General features: G+C 45.6%; 15 protein-coding genes, 1 pseudogene and 1 riboswitch. Of the genes and pseudogenes, 7 read left to right on the forward strand and 9 right to left on the reverse strand.

Annotated elements, in window-relative coordinates:
- The 4 genes and pseudogenes from PLH26_RS10145 to PLH26_RS10160 all read left to right on the forward strand — a co-directional run.
- A pseudogene (locus PLH26_RS10145) lies at window positions 1–317 on the forward strand (dual-specificity RNA methyltransferase RlmN); the annotation flags it as partial.
- 78 nt (window positions 318–395) lie between these two features.
- Complete coding sequence (locus PLH26_RS10150; protein WP_324585900.1) at window positions 396–1,604, forward strand: pseudouridine synthase; 1,209 nt, start codon at window positions 396–398, stop codon at window positions 1,602–1,604.
- Between the two features lie 6 nt (window positions 1,605–1,610).
- On the forward strand, window positions 1,611–2,333 hold the full coding sequence (locus tag PLH26_RS10155; RefSeq protein ID WP_324585901.1) for an RluA family pseudouridine synthase: 723 nt from the start codon (window positions 1,611–1,613) through the stop codon (window positions 2,331–2,333).
- A gap of 186 nt (window positions 2,334–2,519) precedes the next feature.
- Window positions 2,520–3,272 (forward strand): DUF2249 domain-containing protein, encoded by a 753-nt coding sequence (locus PLH26_RS10160; protein WP_324585902.1) that lies wholly within the window; start codon window positions 2,520–2,522, stop codon window positions 3,270–3,272.
- 394 nt (window positions 3,273–3,666) lie between these two features.
- On the opposite strand, the gene PLH26_RS10165 is transcribed toward PLH26_RS10160, so the two are convergent.
- Complete coding sequence (locus PLH26_RS10165) at window positions 3,667–6,045, reverse strand: ribonucleoside-diphosphate reductase subunit alpha (protein WP_324585903.1); 2,379 nt, start codon at window positions 6,043–6,045, stop codon at window positions 3,667–3,669.
- Between the two features lie 318 nt (window positions 6,046–6,363).
- Window positions 6,364–7,332 carry a ribonucleoside-diphosphate reductase small subunit gene (locus tag PLH26_RS10170; protein WP_324585904.1) on the reverse strand — a complete coding sequence of 323 codons (969 nt, stop codon included), beginning with the start codon at window positions 7,330–7,332 and terminating at the stop codon, window positions 6,364–6,366.
- Window positions 7,333–7,459: 127 nt separating this feature from the next.
- Window positions 7,460–7,719: riboswitch (cobalamin riboswitch) on the reverse strand.
- Between the two features lie 480 nt (window positions 7,720–8,199).
- On the opposite strand from PLH26_RS10170, the gene PLH26_RS10175 reads away from it, so the two are divergent.
- Complete coding sequence (locus PLH26_RS10175) at window positions 8,200–8,823, forward strand: HAD family hydrolase (protein WP_324585905.1); 624 nt, start codon at window positions 8,200–8,202, stop codon at window positions 8,821–8,823.
- A 130-nt stretch (window positions 8,824–8,953) separates the two neighbouring features.
- Here PLH26_RS10175 and PLH26_RS10180 read toward each other — a convergent pair whose 3' ends face one another.
- Window positions 8,954–10,324, reverse strand: coding sequence for a Gfo/Idh/MocA family protein (locus PLH26_RS10180; protein ID WP_324585906.1), 1,371 nt, complete (start codon window positions 10,322–10,324; stop codon window positions 8,954–8,956).
- 101 nt (window positions 10,325–10,425) lie between these two features.
- Window positions 10,426–10,581 carry a hypothetical protein gene (locus PLH26_RS10185; RefSeq protein ID WP_324585907.1) on the reverse strand — a complete coding sequence of 52 codons (156 nt, stop codon included), beginning with the start codon at window positions 10,579–10,581 and terminating at the stop codon, window positions 10,426–10,428.
- Window positions 10,582–10,619: 38 nt separating this feature from the next.
- Between PLH26_RS10185 and PLH26_RS10190 the strand changes: the two genes are divergently transcribed.
- Window positions 10,620–10,796 (forward strand): hypothetical protein, encoded by a 177-nt coding sequence (locus PLH26_RS10190; protein ID WP_324585908.1) that lies wholly within the window; start codon window positions 10,620–10,622, stop codon window positions 10,794–10,796.
- 25 nt (window positions 10,797–10,821) lie between these two features.
- Complete coding sequence (locus PLH26_RS10195) at window positions 10,822–11,172, forward strand: VOC family protein (RefSeq protein ID WP_324585909.1); 351 nt, start codon at window positions 10,822–10,824, stop codon at window positions 11,170–11,172.
- A gap of 62 nt (window positions 11,173–11,234) precedes the next feature.
- Here PLH26_RS10195 and PLH26_RS10200 read toward each other — a convergent pair whose 3' ends face one another.
- From PLH26_RS10200 to PLH26_RS10220, 5 genes are all read right to left on the reverse strand, one after another.
- Window positions 11,235–12,224: a bifunctional heptose 7-phosphate kinase/heptose 1-phosphate adenyltransferase gene (locus PLH26_RS10200; protein ID WP_324585910.1), complete on the reverse strand. Its 990-nt coding sequence runs from the start codon at window positions 12,222–12,224 to the stop codon at window positions 11,235–11,237.
- Window positions 12,225–12,402: 178 nt separating this feature from the next.
- Entirely contained in the window at window positions 12,403–13,824 is a 1,422-nt protein-coding gene (locus PLH26_RS10205; protein ID WP_324585911.1) for an APC family permease, read from the reverse strand.
- Window positions 13,825–13,881: 57 nt separating this feature from the next.
- Entirely contained in the window at window positions 13,882–14,493 is a 612-nt protein-coding gene (locus PLH26_RS10210) for an OmpH/Skp family outer membrane protein (RefSeq protein ID WP_324585912.1), read from the reverse strand.
- Between the two features lie 77 nt (window positions 14,494–14,570).
- Window positions 14,571–18,863 carry a DNA-directed RNA polymerase subunit beta' gene (gene rpoC, locus PLH26_RS10215; RefSeq protein WP_324585913.1) on the reverse strand — a complete coding sequence of 1,431 codons (4,293 nt, stop codon included), beginning with the start codon at window positions 18,861–18,863 and terminating at the stop codon, window positions 14,571–14,573.
- A 107-nt stretch (window positions 18,864–18,970) separates the two neighbouring features.
- Window positions 18,971–19,204 (reverse strand): DNA-directed RNA polymerase subunit beta (locus PLH26_RS10220; protein WP_324585914.1); only part of this gene is annotated, 234 nt, incomplete at its 5' end.

A 19,204-nucleotide genomic window follows, 5' to 3' on the forward strand; every position in this document is an offset into this window, starting at 1 on the left:
TAGATGCCCTTAACTATTTTTATAAGAAAACGCACAATGAAATTACACTGGAATACATTCTTTTTAAGGATTTCAATGATTCGCTGCAGGATGCCGATGAACTGGTAAAAGTATACCGGCAGATACCGGCAGACCTGGTAAACATCATTGAATACAATCCTATAGATCTCGCCAGCTTTTCAAAACCCGATGAAGCTACTACCGAAAATTTTATGCAATACCTCGAGAAGAACAGGGTGAATGCAAGGCTGAGAAGAAGCAGGGGAAAAGACATTGACGCCGCCTGCGGGCAACTGGCAAACAAACAGGGGCATTGATTTTTAAAGATGGCATTTTTGAGAAGTATACCTCAAATATTATCTGGTAATTGATTCTTCTGATATTTAAGTTATTTTATGAGCAGAAAACCTTTCGATAAATTCATTAATAAAGTAGAGAGCGGCGCCAAAAAGAAAGAACGCATTCGCCAGGAGAAAAAGAAGCTCAGGGCGGAGAAGAACGCATATTTCGATGAACAAAAGAAATTGGCCCGGGAAAGAAGAACGGGAGGCAAAGGACAGGTTACAGGTTACAGGGGGCAGGGGGCAGGGAATAGGGTACAGGATGGAGGTTCCAGGTTGCAGGATAGAGGGGAAAAGGCAGAGAACAGAGGGAAGGTTACAGGTTACAGGTTACAGGTTGCAGGGGAAAAGGCAGGGGGAAGAGGACAGGGTGCAGGGTACAGGGTACAAGGGAAGAAGGCAGGAGGAGAAGAACAAAAAAGGAAAGATACCGGTAAAAACAAAGAACTGGAAGGCAGGGACGGCGGGAACAAAAAAACACAAATCAAACAGCAGGCCGCCGGCAAGCCTCAAATCTCAAATCCGGAAATGCCCCTGAACAAATTTATAGCATGGAGCGGCGTTTGCGGCAGGCGTGAAGCAGCCGATCTGATCAAAGCCGGCAAAGTGACTGTAAACAACCAGGTCATCAAAGAGCCGCCTTTCAGGGTAAGTCAAAACGACAGCATTAAAGTAAACGGCAAAAAAATAGCCATTCAAAAAAACCTGGTCTACATCCTCCTTAACAAGCCCAAAGATTATATTACCACTACCGATGATCCTGAAGGACGTAAAACGGTAATGGACCTGGTTAAACGCGCAACGGAAGAAAGAGTATTTCCGGTAGGACGGTTAGACAGGAACACAACGGGTGTGCTGTTGCTTACCAATGACGGAGAACTGGCGCAACGCCTCACCCATCCCAAATACGAAGTAAAGAAAATTTATGAAGTTCGGGTAGACAAACCCGTTACCAAGCAGCAATTGGATAAAATTGCAAATGGTATTATGCTGGAAGACGGGTTTATCCAGCCGGACGCTATAGCTTACGCCGACTCAAAAGACAAAAGCATTGTGGGCATAGAGATCCACAGCGGGCGAAACAGGATCGTAAGGCGCATTTTTGAGCACATGGGATTTAAAGTAAAAAATCTCGACAGGGTGATGTACGGTATCTTCACCAAAAAAAATGTAGACAGGGGCAAATGGCGCCTGCTGACGGAAAAAGAGATCCGTTTATTGAAACACCTGAATACTTCTTTTGCCAACAAAAAATCTTCCTGATATATCGTGCAAAAACTGAAACCTGAAATCATTTTCGAGGATGATGCGTTTGTGGCGGTTAACAAACCGTCCGGCTTATTGTCGGTGCCCGACAGGGAAGGAACAGAGATATCCCTGAAGCAATTATTGCAACAGCAATACGGGCAGATCTGGACAGTGCATCGCTTAGATAAAGATACCAGCGGTGTAATTGTATTCGCAAAAGATGAGATCACCCATAAGTTTTTATCAGGGCTGTTTGAAGGAAGGGAGGTAGAAAAATATTATACCGGACTGGTACATGGCGTTCCGTCTGTGGAAAGCGGTTCAGTTGATGCAGCCATCACGGAGCACCCTGTAAAAAGGGGATTGATGGTAACCAATAAAAAAGGCAAACCCGCGCTTACAGACTTCATGCTCGCAGAAAGCTTTGGCAAATTTTCACTGATGCGGTTTCGCATACATACCGGGCGCACTCACCAGATACGGGTGCACATGAAACATATCGGGCACCCTATAGTATGCGACCCCCTGTATGGGAATGGCGAACCTGTGATGTTGTCGTCCATCAAGAAAAAGTTCAATCTTTCAAAAAAAGAGGAAGAGGAAAAACCATTGTTCAACCGGCTTGCATTGCATGCGGAAAGATTACAATTCACAGATGCAAAAAAACAAAAGAATACTATAGAAGCGCCGCTTCCCAAAGATATGCGGGCCCTGCTGCAACAGTTAAGAAAATGGAAAAGCTGAAGGCGCCCCTGTGCCCCTTATCCCATCTTCCTTTTCAATTGCATGAACAGCACTCCCACCTTTTATGTGGCCGAATATTTCGCCTACTGATGAATTTCCACTTTTAGTAAACATGCATCTCCATATAAATAGTAATGTTGCGATTGATAGCAGTAAATAGTAACGGTTAATAAAATTAAATTCATCATGGATAACAAATCAGAAAACGGAGAGCTGGATGTGCGGGTGCTTATTCCTATTGAAAGGCATAAAACATTGATACAACTCTTCAGGGAATTGCCTGTGGGCGATAGCTTTATCTTTATCAACGATCATGATCCCATTCCGCTCTATTACGAATTCCGCTCGATTTACGGAGATGTGGTAGGGTGGGAATATCTCAACCGGGGCGGAAGGGAATGGAAGGTGAAGGTTACCCGTACGGAAGCTTCGCAGGGCAGGGAGTTTACGGATATATCTACCTTACTCGACCTTCGGAAAGCCAACGAAGGAGAATGGAAGCAAATCGTATTCCATCGTTATGGTATGATGGAGCAGGGTGATACCATGGAGCTTATCGCTGGAAAAGACCTTAAGGAGATTCATGGTATTTTCATCAATAAGTTTGAGGGAAAGCATTCCTGGATCTACAAAAAGCAGGAACCCGGTGAATACGTTGTTCACATTACAAAAAAAGTGAAGAGCGGCTTGGGAGGCGATGGTTTTTCGGTGGTTAACGAGTTTGACCTGCGACCCTTTCCGCCAACAGAACGTCATGAAATGTTTTACAAAGCTTTTGCCGATATACAACCGGGTGAAGCTTTTGAATTCATCAATGATCATGATCCGAAACCGCTTTATTACCAAATGGAAGCAGAAAGCAAAGAACCTTTTAAATGGGAATATCTTCAGAAGGGACCTGAGGAATGGAAAGTGAGAGTGGTTAAGACCAAAGGATAAGCTGAGGCTGACTCAACCACTACACGGTCAATGCTGCGCCTGCACGCCGTGGCGGGAAGCAAGCATCTGTGCAAAACGTACTACCCTGTTCGTCATTGAGCAGACCCTTCGTTGCCTCAGAGTGACAAGCAAAATGCGTGGTTGAACAATAGCCCAAAAGCTGAGCGCCTATTCTATTGCCTGTCATGCTGGGCACGAAGCATCTAAGGACCGAGCACCTGTGCAAAGCATTCCGTTCAGAACAATTTAGACCCTTCCTTCGTCAGGGTGACAAACGTTACTGACGAAGGAAGCATCTACGGCATACATCATCCATTATTAAGTAGACTCTTCCTGCGTCAGAGCGACAAACGGTTGCTCACGAAGGAAGCATCTGTACAGCATACTCCAAACACTAAGCGCTGCAGGTTACGCAACCCTCTTCCATACTGCACGAAGGGGCTGTTGTTTCGCCTTCACCTGCTGTTTGTGCGGCTGCTGTATTCCCCAAAGGTTCCGCCATTCTCCCGCCCTGCTTTTCTACCGTAAACTGAACGGCCTGCGATGCGGCTTTTGTACGCAGGTAATACATGCCTGTTTTTAATCCCTTCTTCCATGCATAAAAATGCATTGAGGTGAGCTTGGCCGCATTGGGGTTATCAACAAACAGATTAAGCGATTGCGACTGGCAGATATAGGCACCTCTTTCGGCCGCCATATCAATGATAGTACGTTGTTTGATCTCCCAAACGGTCTTGTATATTTCCCTGATATGATCCGGAATCTCATCAATTTTTTGAACAGAGCCGTTGTGCAGCATGATCCTGCTTTTCATATCATCGTTCCATAAGTTGAGCTCTACCAGGTCTTTCAGCAAATGTTTATTCACTACCATAAACTCCCCGCTCAACACACGGCGCACATAAATATTAGAAGTATACGGCTCAAAGCATTCGTTGTTCCCCAATATCTGTGATGTAGATGCAGTAGGCATTGGCGCCAGCAGCAAGGAATTCCTTACCCCGTATGTTATTACTTCATCTTTAAGCCTGTACCAATCCCAGCGCATAGTAGGCTCTGCACCCCACATATCAAACTGAAATATGCCTTTTGATACAGGAGAGCCTGCAAATGTTTCATAAGGACCCTGTAGCTTAGCCAGGTCTTTACTTGCTGTCATAGCGGCAAAATAAATGGTTTCAAATATTTCAGTGTTCAGCTTCCGGGCTTCTTCGCTTTCAAATGGCAGGCGCAATAAAATAAACGCATCGGCCAGTCCCTGTACACCCAGCCCTACGGGACGATGCCGCATATTTGAATTCCGGGCCTCCTCCACAGGATAATAATTATTGTCTATGATCTTGTTCAGGTTTTTGGTTACTTCATAGGTAACCTCGTACAGCTTGTCGTGATCAAATGCGCCGTTATTAACGAATCGCGGTAAAGCAAGGGAGGCCAGGTTACATACCGCTATTTCGCCGGGAGAAGTGAACTCCATTATTTCTGTACAAAGGTTGGAGCTTTTTATAGTACCCAGGTTTTGCTGGTTCGATTTGCGGTTAGCGGCGTCCTTGTACAATAAGTACGGGGTGCCGGTTTCAATCTGTGCATCCAGCACGGCAAACCACAGGTCCTGCGCCTTCACCGTTTTTCTCGCCCTTCCTTCTCTTTCATATTGTTCATACAGGTTTTCAAAATCTTCGCCCCAGCATTCATGCAGGCCCGGCGCTTCATGCGGACAGAATAGGCTCCAGTCTTCATTGGCTTCCACCCTTTTCATGAACAGATCCGGGATCCATAAGGCATAGAACAAATCCCTTGCCCGCATTTCTTCCTTACCATGATTTTTCCTCAGATCCAAAAATTCAAATACATCTGCATGCCAGGGTTCAAGATAAATGGCAAACGCGCCTTTTCGCTTACCCCCGCCCTGGTCAACGTAACGGGCCGTATCATTAAACACGCGGAGCATGGGAATGATGCCATTGCTGGTTCCGTTGGTACCGCCGATATAGCTGCCCGTGGCACGGATGTCGTGAATGGATAACCCTATCCCCCCGGCGCTTTGAGAGATCTTTGCCGTTTGTTTCAGCGTATCGTAAATACCGTCTATGCTGTCTTCCTTCATGGTCAGCAAAAAGCAGGATGACATCTGCGGCTTTGGCGTTCCCGCATTAAAAAGCGTTGGCGTGGCATGCGTAAACCAGCGTTCGCTCATTAAATGATAGGTTTTAATGGCGCTTTCAATATCGTCTTTGTGTATACCAACAGCCACACGCATATACATATGCTGCGGACGTTCCGCAACCTTACCGTCTATGCGCAGCAGGTAAGACTTTTCAAGCGTTTTAAATCCGAAATAGTCAAACCCGTAGTCACGGTCGTAAATAATAGTAGAATCAAGCAGCTCTGCATTGTCGTGGATTATCTTCCAAACATCATCGGCAAGCAACGGGGCTGCTTTACCCGTCTTTGCATCTTTGCAGGTATGCAGCAACTGCATGGTATGCGAAAAGCTTTTGATGGTATTTTTATGCAGGTTGCTTACTGCAATGCGGCTGGCAAGCAATGCATAATCGGGGTGCTTTACCGTTAGTGAAGCGGCGGTTTCGGCCGCCAGGTTATCGAGCTCCGTGGTGGTAACACCATCGTACAATCCTTCAATCACTTTTTTAGCTACATCAATTGAATTTACAAAGCGCCTGTCTAACCCGTAGCAGAGCTTTTCAATACGGGCGGTTATCTTATCAAATTTTACGGATTCTCTTTTCCCGTTTCGTTTTATTACCTGCATGGTATGCGTTTTTAATGAGTTAATGTTTCAATGTGAAAGCCCGCCCCAGTCCGACTGGTGTCATCCGGGCGGGCGGCTGAACGCCCTGCCCGAATCTGGTCGGGCGGGCGTTCGGACGGGTGAAAAGACAGAGGCGAAAGAGAGAATACAGACCCTATGTTCTTCCAACCATTTTGGTTAGTAGTGCAAAGCAGGAATTAAGAAGATTACTTTAAAAATACAGGATACTTTTCCATGAAGCCATATCCCCTTCACCTCCTAGTTCTCACCTTTTACCTTTTACCTCTTACCTTTCACTTACCTCTCATTTCTCGCCTCCTAAAAATCCTCTTCCAAACTAAATGCCTGCGTTTCTTTTCCTGCGCCCAGCACTCCGGATTTCTGATAATCGCCTACACGTTTCTCAAAGAAATTGGTTTTGCCTTCCAGTGATATCATTTCCATAAAATCAAAAGGATTGGCTGCTTTAAAAATTTTATCGTATCCCAGCTCGGCCAGCCAGCGGTCGGCCACAAATTCAATGTATTGCTGCATGAGCTTAGCGTTCATACCAATAAGCGCCACCGGTAAAGCTTCTGTTATAAATTCTTTTTCTATTTCCACAGCGTCTTTAATAATGCCATGCACTTCCGCCTGCGATAATTTATTGCTGAGCATACTGTACAACTGGCAGGCGAATTCGCAATGCAGTCCCTCATCACGGCTTATCAGTTCATTGCTGAAAGTAAGCCCCGGCATCAGTCCCCTTTTTTTCAGCCAGAAGAGTGAACAAAAGCTGCCGCTGAAAAATATACCTTCTACTGCGGCAAACGCTACCAGGCGTTCCGCAAATGAGCCGTTTTCAATCCAACGCAGCGCCCATTGCGCCTTACGCTTTACAGCGGGTATCGTTTCAATAGCATGAAACAAGCGGTCCTTCTCTATCGGATCTTTTATATAAGTATCAATCAGCAGCGCATAGGTTTCAGAATGAATATTCTCCATCATGATCTGGAACCCGTAAAAGCAGCGGGCTTCCGGCAACTGCACTTCGCTCATGAAATTTACCGCGAGGTTTTCATTTACGATGCCATCGCTTGCGGCAAAAAATGCCAGCACATGCGAAATAAAATGACGTTCGCCGTCATTGAGGTCAGCCCAGTGCTGCAGATCGCCGCTGAGGTCAATTTCCTCGGCTGTCCAGAAGCTGGCTTCATGCTTCTTATACATTTCCCATACTTTGGGATAATTGATAGGCAGAATAACAAACCTGTCTTTGTTTTCTTTCAATAATAGTTCTGTTTCCATGTACCATTTGTTTTACAAGGTGAAAAAATTAAATAACATGGCTAACGAAAGAGAAGGCAGGAGAAGACAAATTGCGTATAACAATAAAGATGCCCGACCCACCCTTGCTTTTCCTCCGAAAGCAAATAGTGAACAATGCCGACTGGCAGGTCTTCTGGCTTGGTTTACTGCTGAACACCTTCCCGTGACGCGTGGCGCCACAGTGGTATGAAGATTCAACAGGTGAGTGGCGAATAGTGAATAGTGAGTGAAATACACACTGACTATTGCTTACTGCCAACTCATAAACCTTACAGCTACGGGGATAGCACCGGATTTACACCGGTTTCCCTTTTAATCTGCTACAAAAAAAAATTTGTATTTTGAACCAATGCGGACATCAAATATAGAAACGAAACAATCGCTTTACAGAAAGACTTATCAACAGGTGTGCAAAACCACCAGAGCCCGCTCCGCGGCACAGTGAGAGATCACTTGTATTTCTTTTTACTTTTTCTCCTGGAAAAGTAACAAAAAGTTCAAACACGGATGAGGATACAACACTCATGCCCACGCCCTGATTTAGCTATACTACTACTGTAGCCTTAGCTATTTATCCCTGATAAATATTTAAAGAGCCTGAATTATTGTTACTTTACCAATAATTAACCGTTAGATTTGGTACCCCCGAAAAAGCAGAACAAATCTATAACCTGCTTTCCGGCGGCGGTGAAGTTTTTATTAAGATGGAAAAAACTTTCTTTGCAAACCGTTTTGCCATGCTGCGCGACAAATTCGGGACTTCATGGATGATCCTTAATGAAAATTAATATCGCTTCACTAACCATTTCAATTCCACGAAGGAATGATATTTGCTGATACAGCTTTATGCAAAAAAAGGCGATCATATTAGACTTAGACAATACCATTTACCCGGTAGCCGCCATCGCGAACAAGCTCTTCAAAACTTTGTTTGCACTTATTGAAGAAAGCGGTGCATATAAAGGGAACCTGGCAGAAATCAAGAACCGCATCATGCGCCAGCCGTTCCAGGTGGTAGCCCGTGATTTTTCTTTTAGCGAAGACCTGGTAAAGGATTGCCTGCAACTGCTCGGTGGGTTAACATACGAAAGTAAAATGGAGCCCTTTGAAGGCTATGAAACCGTAAGGAATATCGCCTGCAAAAAATTCCTGGTTACCACGGGTTTCACCAAATTGCAGCACAGCAAGATCAATCAACTGGGCATTGATAAAGACTTTGAAGCCATCTTTGTGGTTGATCCCAGCCAATCGGCATTAACAAAAAAAGATATTTTTAGAAAAATACTTGACGACTACCGGTACACAACAGATGAAGTATTGGTAGTTGGAGACGACCTGCATTCTGAAATCAGGGCAGCAAAAGAACTTGGAATAGAAACGGTGCTTTACAATCACAACGGGGAACAGCCTCCCGCACCTCGCCAAAATACAATACATTCTTTTAAAGAGATCATTCCTTACCTGCAGTGAGATAAATATTATGGAGGCCGCAGGGAGTGCTATCGCCATGCAGTGCGCCAAAACCGATGCCAGGTTTGTGCAACTTCTTGTTCCGGCCAACACAACGCTATCGGATTGCATAACTACAGCAGCTTTATTGCTATACATTTCGGGGCAGCACAAAAGGATGACGGTGCTCACGGGTCAGCATTCCGTTCGCTTCCGCATCGCTGATGAATTGCATCTTCACAGGATCAAAATCAAGGCTCCGTCCCAAACGATAAGATATATTTGCCAAATGAATAAGCGCACATGAATAAAAACCTTCGTGGATATCGCCTTTCGCAATACTTTGATCATTGGCGCGTATGGCATTAATAAAATCCTGGTAGTGATCGCCAAGTCCGCTTCCCTTTTCGCCCGGCTCCCTGTCTTTTCCCATAAACGTTTCCCATTCATTCACATTCTTGCTCATGAACCCTTTGGAACCGTAAAACAGGTTGCCCACCGTATTGTCTGCGCTCATCATGTAATTGTTGCCCGCCTGCGGCGTTTCGCTTTTTACGCCTTCGCGGTTGGTGATCCAGTGCCGTACTTCAAATTGCAGGATCTTTTTTTTATCGCCGCCGCCGCTCGCATTAGCGAACTCAAATATGGCCATCATATCGTTGGGTGTTTGCTGATCGTCGTCAAACATAAAATGGGCGCCCATGGCCGTTATTTTTGAAGGCAGGGTAACGCCGAGGCCCCAGCGTGCAATGTCCATTTCATGCACGCCCTGGTTGCCGATATCGCCATTGCCATAGTCCCAATTCCAGTGCCAGTTGTAATGAAAGCGATTTTTGGAGAATGCCCGTTTGGGCGCGGGGCCCAGCCACAGGTCATAGTCAACACCTGCCGGAGCGGCCTCATCCGGGGTTTTGCCAATGGTATCGCGCCATTTATAACAAAGCCCTTTTGCCAGGTAAACCTCGCCCAGCTTCCCGGAATGCAGGAAGCCGGCCATGGTTTGCGCGCAGGGATTGCTTCTCTGTTCAGCGCCGTCCTGTACAATAACCCTGTACTTTTCGGCCGCCTCCACCATTTTCTGTCCTTCATAAAAGTTATGACAACAGGGTTTTTCCACCGACACATGCTTGCCCGCCTGGATAGCCCAGATAGCGGCAAGCGCATGCCAGTGATTGGGCGTTGCTATTGAAACCGCGTCAACATCTTTGTTTTCATAAAGTTTCCTCAGATCGGTATAGGTTATGGGGGCGGGTAGCATTTTATCTGCAAAATGTTTTTTAATCCGTTCGTTAAACAAATTACTGTCTACATCGCATAATGCACTTACCCGTGTATCTTTTAACCCGGAGTAAGCTGCAATATGATTCTGTCCCATGCCATGGATTCCGATTACAGCAACGTTTACCCGCTCATTAGCGCCTGAGATCGAAGCATATGATCTGGCACTGAGGCCCATGCCGCCGATCCCTATTCCGGCAGTGCTCATGATGGTTTTTTTAATAAAATCTCTTCTTGCCGTCATTTTTTAAAATTAAAGTTTAAAACAAATGCCTTCAGGTTTTCCGATGACCTATTCAATGATAAAATCAAATCTGTTTTAGCCACGCATCACAAAATGAGCCGTTACTGCTTAAATCCAGCATCACCCGTATGTAAACCCATCGTTATACCAATTAAAAGATCAATCTCATTTTTTGTATAGAGGGATTTCACGATCACATAACCGTTCAACTCAAAAGCAGCTTTGTCTGCAGCAGACAATTTTATAAATTGTTCCATCTGATTTGATTTCTATTTAGAATGGATCAATAAGATACATGCTTTTGCCCGTTGCTAAAAGAAACGGGTTTGAAATGTTTGGTGGTGTAAAAATGTTCTTTTTCGACAAAGAAACAATACAGGAAGAATTTGGTAAAGCAGGACTGTTTGAAATTACCGAAGTGAATGATATTTATCCATTTTACCTGATAAAGTGCAAAAAGAGCAAGGCTTAAAAGTTAAATACTTTAATACAGAAACATGACACAAAAAAAGTTAAAACACGAGCAGGTTCAATACATTGAATTTCTTTCAAGAGATCTTGCCCGGGCCAAAAATTTTTATACAAGTTGTTTTGGCTGGAAGTTCACAGATTATGGAGCTGAATACACCGCATTTGAAGGAGACTACCTTGATGGTGGGTTCACCATTGGAGAACCTGTTAAAGGAAGTATTCTGGTCATCCTCTATTCAAAAGATATTGAGTCGAGCAAAAATAAAGTGATAAGTGCGGGAGGCATTATTGTAAAAGACATTTTTGAATTTCCGGGAGGTAAACGTTTTCAGTTCACAGACCCCGATGGCTATGAGCTTGCTGTTTGGTCGGAGTAAACAGAAAATACGTTGGTCTCCAAAAGTGCTTCAGACCAGCGCATAGCAGCTAAAGCTCCGCATCAGCTCAGGAGCAGCCGGCATTCTTTCAGCAATGCTTCTTTGTTTATAGCAGCAGTGCCCACGATCTCACAAACAAGTCCTCCCGCGATATTGGCCACTTCCGCCATCAGGCGCACGTTACGGGTTACGGCATATACCAGCGAAGCAACAGCTATCACTGTATCGCCGGCGCCGCTCACATCGGCTATATTCCGGATATGTGAAGGCACAATGGCGCCGGCATCTCTGTGCTTATAAAAAACACCTTTTTCAGAAAGCGTAATGATGGAAATCTGATGATCCAGCTTTTCATTCAACGCGGCATGAATATCGTGAAGTAGTTTTTCATTCACTTCACCGGCAATGATGTTCAGCCCTTCCATGGCTTCTTTTAAATTGGGCTTAAAAATATCTACACCTTTATACGCGAAAAAGTTCTTACGTTTCGGGTCAACGGCGGTAATGATGTGGTTGTGCCTGCACAGGTCAACTATTTTTTGGATTACCAGTTCCGTGAGCACTCCTTTATTATAATCTTCCAGGATAATGACCTGCGGTTTTTCCTGTGCAATATAATGCTGCACGGCCAGTATCAGCCTGTTCTCATCTTCGTAGCCCAGATCGCCGGTAACTTCCTGGTCGAGCCGCATCATTTGCTGGTTGCGGCCAATAACGCGGATCTTGTTGGTAGTGATCCTTTTTGAACTTTGCAATATGAAACTCGTATCAATCCCCTGCTCCAGAAACATTTTTTGCAGGGCATGGCCATCATCGTCGTTACCCGTTACCGATATTACCGATGCTTTGGCACCTAAAGAACAAATGTTCAGTGCCACATTGCCCGCGCCGCCTATACGGTATTCTTTTTTATTTACAGCCACAATGGGCACGGGCGCTTCGGGCGAAATACGGTCAACCCTGCCCCACATATAGGTATCCAGCATCACATCGCCTACGATGCCAACTTTTATATTTTTAAAGGACTCAAATATGTTCGCTATATCGTTCATGCTTAACGAATTTGAAATTTATGATTTGAGATGGCATTCAGCTCTCAGCTCTCAGTTGAATAACTGCTAACGATAGGATATATATTCCTTCTCCTGCGCTACCGACTTCCACCATCGGATTTTTCGGATTTCTGAATGCGGTCTGACCCTCCTGCGTCGGTACCGACCGCATTCATTCTCAAACCTTCAATCTCCGCTTCGCAATATAATACACAGGTATCCCCAATAAAATAATACCGAGTCCCGGAACCGTATACCTGCTTTCAAAGATCAGCAGCAATATGGCCAATGCCGTAGCTGACAGTATATAAACCATGGGCAGCACCGGGTAACCAAAAGCCTTATAGCTCCGAACAATATCAGGGCGTTTCCTGCGCAATATATATATACCGGTTATGGTGAGCACATAAAACACCAGCACGCCAAATATCACCATGGCCAGCAGATCGTTATAGCTCCCGGTAAGACATAAGACCGATGCCCATATACATTGTATCCATAACCCGCGGCCCGGAACGCTGAATGCATTTAATTGTCCCGCCCCTTTAAAAAACAGCCCGTCTTTTGCCATAGTATAATAAATACGGGCGCCCGCCAGGATCAGTCCGTTGTTGCAGCCAAAGGTAGAGATCATGATCATTACCGCCACAATGAGAGAACCGCTGCTGCCAAAGATTTTCTCCGCAGCCGCCACACCTACCCTGTCGTTGGCGGCAAAGGCAATTTCATTGAAAGGCAGCACGGCCAAATACATGATATTGGCCGCTACGTAAATAACGGTAACAATGCCTGTACCAAGGAACAAAGCCTTTCCTATATTTTTCCCGGGGTTTTTGATCTCGGCAGCAATAAAGGTTACGTTGTTCCAGGCATCACTGCTGAACAGGGCACCCTTCATGGAAACGGCAATGGCGCCAAACAATGCCAGCCCCGACAGCAGGGTAGTAACCGTGTTGCCGCTTACATTTGCAATGTTCGAGAACTGCCAGGCATTTTGCCAGTTGGCATCCCATACCTCCGCTTTGGCGCCGGTTAAAAAGCCAAATACAGTTAAACCCAGTAAAGAAAAAATCTTGGTAAGCGTAAATGTGGTTTGAATGATCTTCCCGTTCTTCACCCCACGGCTGTTAATGTACGTTAGGAAAATGATGGAGAGGATGGCCAATACCTGTGCTCCCGAAATTTTAAACCATGCAAGTTGAAGCAGGATATTTTGTTCGCCAAACGCCGGGATAAGATAGGCTGTGAATTTTGCAAAGGCAACTGCCACTGCGGCAATGGTACCGGTTTGTATTACACCAAACTGTGTCCATCCAAATAAAAAAGCCACAAATGGATTGTAGGCTTCCCTGAGGTAAACGTATTGGCCGCCAGCCCTGGGAAACATACCGGCAAGTTCGCCATAGCTCAGTGCGGCAATTAGCGTAACTGCGCCTGCCAGCATCCACATCAGCAGCAGCGTTCCCGCTCCGCCCACATTGCGTGCAATTTCGGCACTTACAATAAATATGCCTGATCCTATCATTGACCCCGCTACCAGCATCGTAGCATCCAGTAATCCCAGCGAAGGCTTAAATTGTTTTGAAGTATCCTGCTCCATAAAAAATCCCGGGACTTCCCGGGACCTGAAGATAATACATTCAACTGCTCCTGCCTTCTATTTTTTCTTTTCTTCTCTTTTATACATGGCATTCAGTCCTGCAATTACATCTTCCGTAATATCAAACACAGGGTCTTCATACAAAAAGATATTCGCATTCTTTGAATAAGAAAAAACATAGGTGTATCCGCGCTCCTTGCAATAGCCCGTTAAATAATCATTTATTTTCTTAAAAATATCATCGCGCATGATCATGGCTTCCTGCTGCACATCCTGCTCTGTTTTGCGGCGCTGGTTTTCCAGCACCTGCAATTGCTGGTCGTACTCTTTTTTGAAAGCGTCGGCCTCGGCCTGCGTAATGGCATTTCCTCTTTTCAAAAAATCTATCCGCCGCTTATCCAGCTGCTGATAGGCTCCGTTCAACTGCCGGTCTAACCCATCTTTCTTTTTTTCAAAAGCCTCTATTTTGCCTTTATAAAACTCAAACTTTGCGTCTATCGAATCCAGGTCTACATACGCGATCTTTAAACTCTTTACCTGCGAAGTATCGCCTGAGCGCAATGCTGCAAGCTGGGTCCGCAGCTTGCCGGTATGGGCTTGCTGCTGGTAAACCAATATGCCTGCCAGTATTAAAGCTGCTGAACTCAATATTAAGGAAAGATACTTCATATGTATTTTTATTCAATTATACAATAAAAAAGGAGCAGAGTTCGCGATCTCTACTCCTTTCACACTATTTTATCAAATTACTCTTCTTCATCAAAGCTCATAGCCTCACGGGTGGTTTGCAGCAATTCATATTCTTCCTTGCTGCCCACGATGATATTGTCAAATTCACGCAGCCCCGTACCTGCCGGTATCGGATGACCGGTAATTACATTTTCTTTCAAACCGAGCATATCATCCATCTTACCCTGTATAGCGGCTGAGCTCAGCACCTTGGTCGTTTCCTGGAACGACGCAGCAGATATCCAGCTGTGTGTACCCAGCGATGCTTTGGTAATACCCAGCAGTACCGGCCTGGAAGTGGCGGGATTGGCGTCCCTGAATTCCACCAGCTTTTTATCGCCCCTGCGAAGAATGGAATTTTCTTCACGCAATTCGCGTAAGCTTACGATCTGCCCTGCACGCAGTTTGGCAGAATCACCGGGATCTGTTACTACCTTTTTATCGTATATCCAGTCATTCTCTTCAATAAATTCAAAGCGGTCTTCCAGATCTTCCTCCAGGAACCTGGTATCGCCCGGCTCAACAATTTCAATTTTTTTCATCATCTGCCTTACGATCACTTCAATATGCTTATCGTTTATGCGCACACCCTGCAGGCGGTATACTTCCTGGATTTCATTTACCACGTATTCCTGTACTGCAAAGGGCCCTTTAATATTAAGGATATCCGCAGGAGCTGTTTGCCCGTCGGATAAAGGCGTACCGGCTCTCACAAAGTCGCCATCCTGTACAAGGATTTGCCGTGTAAGCGGAACCAGGTATTTTTTCACAACGCCATCCTTGGCTTCAATGATGATCTCGCGGTTACCGCGTTTTACCACCCCAAAAGAAACTACGCCATCAATTTCCGAAATAATGGCAGGATTGCCCGGGTTACGTGCCTCGAACAATTCCGTTACCCGTGGTAAACCACCTGTGATATCGCGCAGCTTACCCAGTACACGCGGTATTTTAACCAGTACCTGTCCTGCGCGGACCTCTTCTGTTTCATCAACCACAATATGCGAGCCTACAGGGAGGTTATAGGTTTTAACTTCCTTACCTTCCACTATAAGCATTGGTATTTTGGTCTTGTCTTTTGTTTCAATCACCACCTTCTCACGATGTCCTGTTTGTTCATCGGCTTCCTCGCGGTAAGTAAACCCTTCCACTACACTTTCAAACCTAACGGCACCTGCCTGCTCAGAGATAACCACATTATTAAACGGATCCCATGAACAGATAATATCACCTTTCTCTACTTTTTGCCCATCCTTTACCATTAAGGTAGCGCCGTATGGGATATTATTGGTAATGAGCAGCCTGTCATTTTTTACATCAATGATCCTCAGTTCGCCCGTGCGGCCAATTACGATCTGGATCTTTTCGCCCTGGTTGTTTTCGGTAGTTACCGTACGTAACCCGTCGAACTGTACCGTTCCGTCGAACTTCGCCGTTAGCTGCGAATCAACAGTAGCCGATCCCGCAACGCCACCCACGTGGAAGGTACGGAGTGTTAACTGTGTACCCGGCTCACCGATAGACTGGGCAGCGATAATGCCTACAGCATCTCCCTTTTGAGCAAGATACCCTGTTGCCAGATTAAGCCCGTAGCATTTTACACAAACACCGCGCTTGCTTTCGCAGGTTAATACAGAACGTATCTCCACGGTTTCAATGCCGCTTTCTTCAATTGCATGGGCAATTTCTTCCGTGATTTGTTCGCCTGCTGCTATAATCAGCTCATCTGTTACGGGATTGTATACATCATGTACCGATGTACGTCCCAATATACGATCGTACAACGGCTCCACGATATCTTCGTTGTCCTTTAAGGCGCTGATGGCAATACCGCGCAGTGTGCCGCAATCTTCCTCATTAATTACCACATCCTGGGCTACGTCCACCAAACGGCGGGTGAGGTAACCGGCATCGGCAGTTTTTAATGCGGTATCGGCCAAACCTTTGCGTGCACCATGTGTTGAAATGAAATACTCCAATACATTGAGCCCGTCTTTAAAGTTGGACAAGATCGGGTTTTCAATGATCTCCGACCCGGTAGAGCCACTTTTACGCGGCTTGGCCATCAAACCCCTGATCCCCGCCAACTGCTTTACCTGCTGCTTACTGCCACGGGCACCCGAATCAAGCATCATATAAACAGAGTTGAATCCCTGCTTGTCTGTTGCCATTTCACGTATCAGCGTTTCCGTAACGCGGGTGTCTACACGCGACCAGATGTCAATGATCTGGTTATACCTTTCGTTGTTGGTAATGAGACCCATGTTGTAGTTTTCCCAAACTTCCTGCACTTCATCGGAAGCCGATTCCACGAGCTCCTGCTTCAGTTGCGGGATAACAAGGTCATTGATGTTAAAGGAAAGTCCTCCTCTGAATGCAGTACGAAAACCCAGTTGCTTGATATCGTCAAGGAATTTAGCAGTTTTGGGAACATTGGTGATCTTAATGATATCTCCGATGATCTCCCTGAGTGATTTTTTGGTCAGCAATGCATTTATAAATCCCACTTCTTCAGGAACATGCTGATTAAAGATCACACGGCCCACTGTTGTATCAATGAGCTTCTTTTCCAGTTCACCATTGTCTTTACGAAGTGCAGCTTTTATTTTGATGTGGGCATGCAGGTCAACCTTATTTTCGTTGTAGGCAATGATCACCTCTTCTGCGCTGTAAAAGCTCTTGCCTTCTCCTTTTACCTTTTCTGTTTCGGTTGATTTCCTGCCTTTGGAAATATAATACAGGCCCAGTACCATGTCCTGCGAAGGAAGCGTAATAGGCGTGCCGTTCTGCGGGTTGAGGATATTGTGTGAAGACAGCATAAGCAGTTGCGCCTCCAAAATAGCGGCGCTGCTCAGCGGAACGTGAACGGCCATCTGGTCACCATCGAAGTCGGCGTTGAACGCAGAACATACCAATGGATGCAACTGTATCGCTTTCCCTTCCACCAGCTTGGGCTGAAATGCCTGGATAGACAAACGGTGCAGTGTGGGGGCACGGTTGAGCATGATGGGATGCCCCTTGAGAATATTTTCAAGAATATCCCAAACAATGGCTTCCTTACGGTCAACCAGTTTCCTTGCGCTCTTCACCGTTTTTACAATGCCTCTTTCGATCAGCTTGCGGATGATGAACGGCTTGAACAATTCGGCGCCCATGTCTTTCGGCAAGCCGCATTCATGCAGTTTCAGCTCAGGTCCTACCACGATCACCGAACGCCCTGAATAGTCAACACGTTTACCCAAAAGATTCTGACGGAAACGCCCCTGCTTTCCTTTCAGCACATCGCTCAGCGATTTCAATGCGCGCCCGCCTTCGGCTTTAACGGCATTGGATTTGCGCGAGTTATCAAACAAGGAATCTATGGCTTCCTGGAGCATGCGCTTTTCGTTGCGCAGGATCACTTCCGGAGCTTTGATCTCCAGCAAACGTTTTAAACGGTTATTGCGGATAATAACACGGCGGTATAAGTCATTCAGATCGGATGAAGCAAAGCGGCCGCCATCCAAAGGCACCAGGGGCCGGAGTTCCGGAGGTATAACGGGTATATATTGCATTACCATCCATTCCGGGCGGTTTTCAATTCTGTCGTTGGCATCGCGGAACGATTCCACCACGCTCAACCGCTTTAAAGCATCTGCTTTACGTTGCTGGGAAGTTTCTGTAGCTGCAGCATTGCGCAGGTCGTAACTCAACTGATCCAGGTCAATTCGTCCGAGCATGGCATGAATGGCTTCCGCCCCCATTTTAGCGATGAATTTCTGGGGGTCATCGTCGGGCAGGTATTGGTTGTCTTTGGGAAGATTCTCCAATATCTCCAGGTATTCTTCTTCAGGAAGCAGGTCTCCCATTTTAAGATTGCGGTCTTCGCGTATGCCCGGCTGTATCACTACATATCTTTCGTAGTACACAATGCTTTCCATTTTTTTGGAACTGATCCCCAGCAGGTAACCGATCTTATTGGGAAGACTCTTAAAATACCATATATGAACAACCGGCACCACCAGTTTGATGTGACCCATTCTTTCACGGCGCACCTTTTTTTCTGTAACTTCCACACCGCAGCGGTCGCAAACAATACCCTTATAACGGATACGCTTGTACTTACCGCAGGCACACTCATAATCTTTTACAGGCCCAAAAATCCTTTCGCAGAACAAGCCATCTCTTTCGGGTTTGTACGTGCGATAGTTGATGGTTTCAGGCTTCAAAACTTCACCATAAGACCGTTCAAGAATGGCATCAGGAGAAGCCAGACTGATCGTGATCCTGGAAAAATTTGATTTGGGACGATTATCTTTTTTGATAGCCATATGAAAATTTCTTAGTTTTTATAACAGATATTATGTGAGTAGTGAATGGGCAATTGTGAATAGTGAATTCCTGCAACAGCCTATTCACTATTCACCATTCACCATCTTTATTCAAACTTCAGTTCTAATCCTAATCCTCTCAATTCGTGCACCAGCACATTAAATGATTCGGGCAATCCTGCTCTCGGAATATTATCACCTTTTACAATAGACTCATAGGTTTTTGCACGGCCGATGATATCATCCGATTTCAGGGTAAGCAGTTCCTGTAAAATATTGGACGCTCCATAAGCTTCCAGCGCCCATACTTCCATTTCACCAAAACGCTGTCCGCCAAACTG

Origin of the sequence: Agriterribacter sp., from assembly GCF_035444585.1 — a bacterium.
Lineage (GTDB): Bacteria > Bacteroidota > Bacteroidia > Chitinophagales > Chitinophagaceae > Agriterribacter.

Bases quoted from the DNA above. Each gene is read 5' to 3' on its own strand.
- PLH26_RS10210 (WP_324585912.1), bottom strand. From the start codon at position 14,493: ATGAAGTATCTTTCCTTAATATTGAGTTCAGCAGCTTTAATACTGGCA.
- rpoC (WP_324585913.1), bottom strand. From the start codon at position 18,863: ATGGCTATCAAAAAAGATAATCGTCCCAAATCAAATTTTTCCAGGATC.
- PLH26_RS10185 (WP_324585907.1), bottom strand. From the start codon at position 10,581: ATGGAACAATTTATAAAATTGTCTGCTGCAGACAAAGCTGCTTTTGAG.
- PLH26_RS10165 (WP_324585903.1), bottom strand. From the start codon at position 6,045: ATGCAGGTAATAAAACGAAACGGGAAAAGAGAATCCGTAAAATTTGAT.
- PLH26_RS10195 (WP_324585909.1), top strand. From the start codon at position 10,822: ATGACACAAAAAAAGTTAAAACACGAGCAGGTTCAATACATTGAATTT.
- PLH26_RS10160 (WP_324585902.1), top strand. From the start codon at position 2,520: ATGGATAACAAATCAGAAAACGGAGAGCTGGATGTGCGGGTGCTTATT.
- PLH26_RS10170 (WP_324585904.1), bottom strand. From the start codon at position 7,332: ATGGAAACAGAACTATTATTGAAAGAAAACAAAGACAGGTTTGTTATT.
- PLH26_RS10205 (WP_324585911.1), bottom strand. From the start codon at position 13,824: ATGGAGCAGGATACTTCAAAACAATTTAAGCCTTCGCTGGGATTACTG.
- PLH26_RS10190 (WP_324585908.1), top strand. From the start codon at position 10,620: ATGCTTTTGCCCGTTGCTAAAAGAAACGGGTTTGAAATGTTTGGTGGT.
- PLH26_RS10180 (WP_324585906.1), bottom strand. From the start codon at position 10,324: ATGACGGCAAGAAGAGATTTTATTAAAAAAACCATCATGAGCACTGCC.
- PLH26_RS10175 (WP_324585905.1), top strand. From the start codon at position 8,200: ATGCAAAAAAAGGCGATCATATTAGACTTAGACAATACCATTTACCCG.
- PLH26_RS10200 (WP_324585910.1), bottom strand. From the start codon at position 12,224: ATGAACGATATAGCGAACATATTTGAGTCCTTTAAAAATATAAAAGTT.
- PLH26_RS10150 (WP_324585900.1), top strand. From the start codon at position 396: ATGAGCAGAAAACCTTTCGATAAATTCATTAATAAAGTAGAGAGCGGC.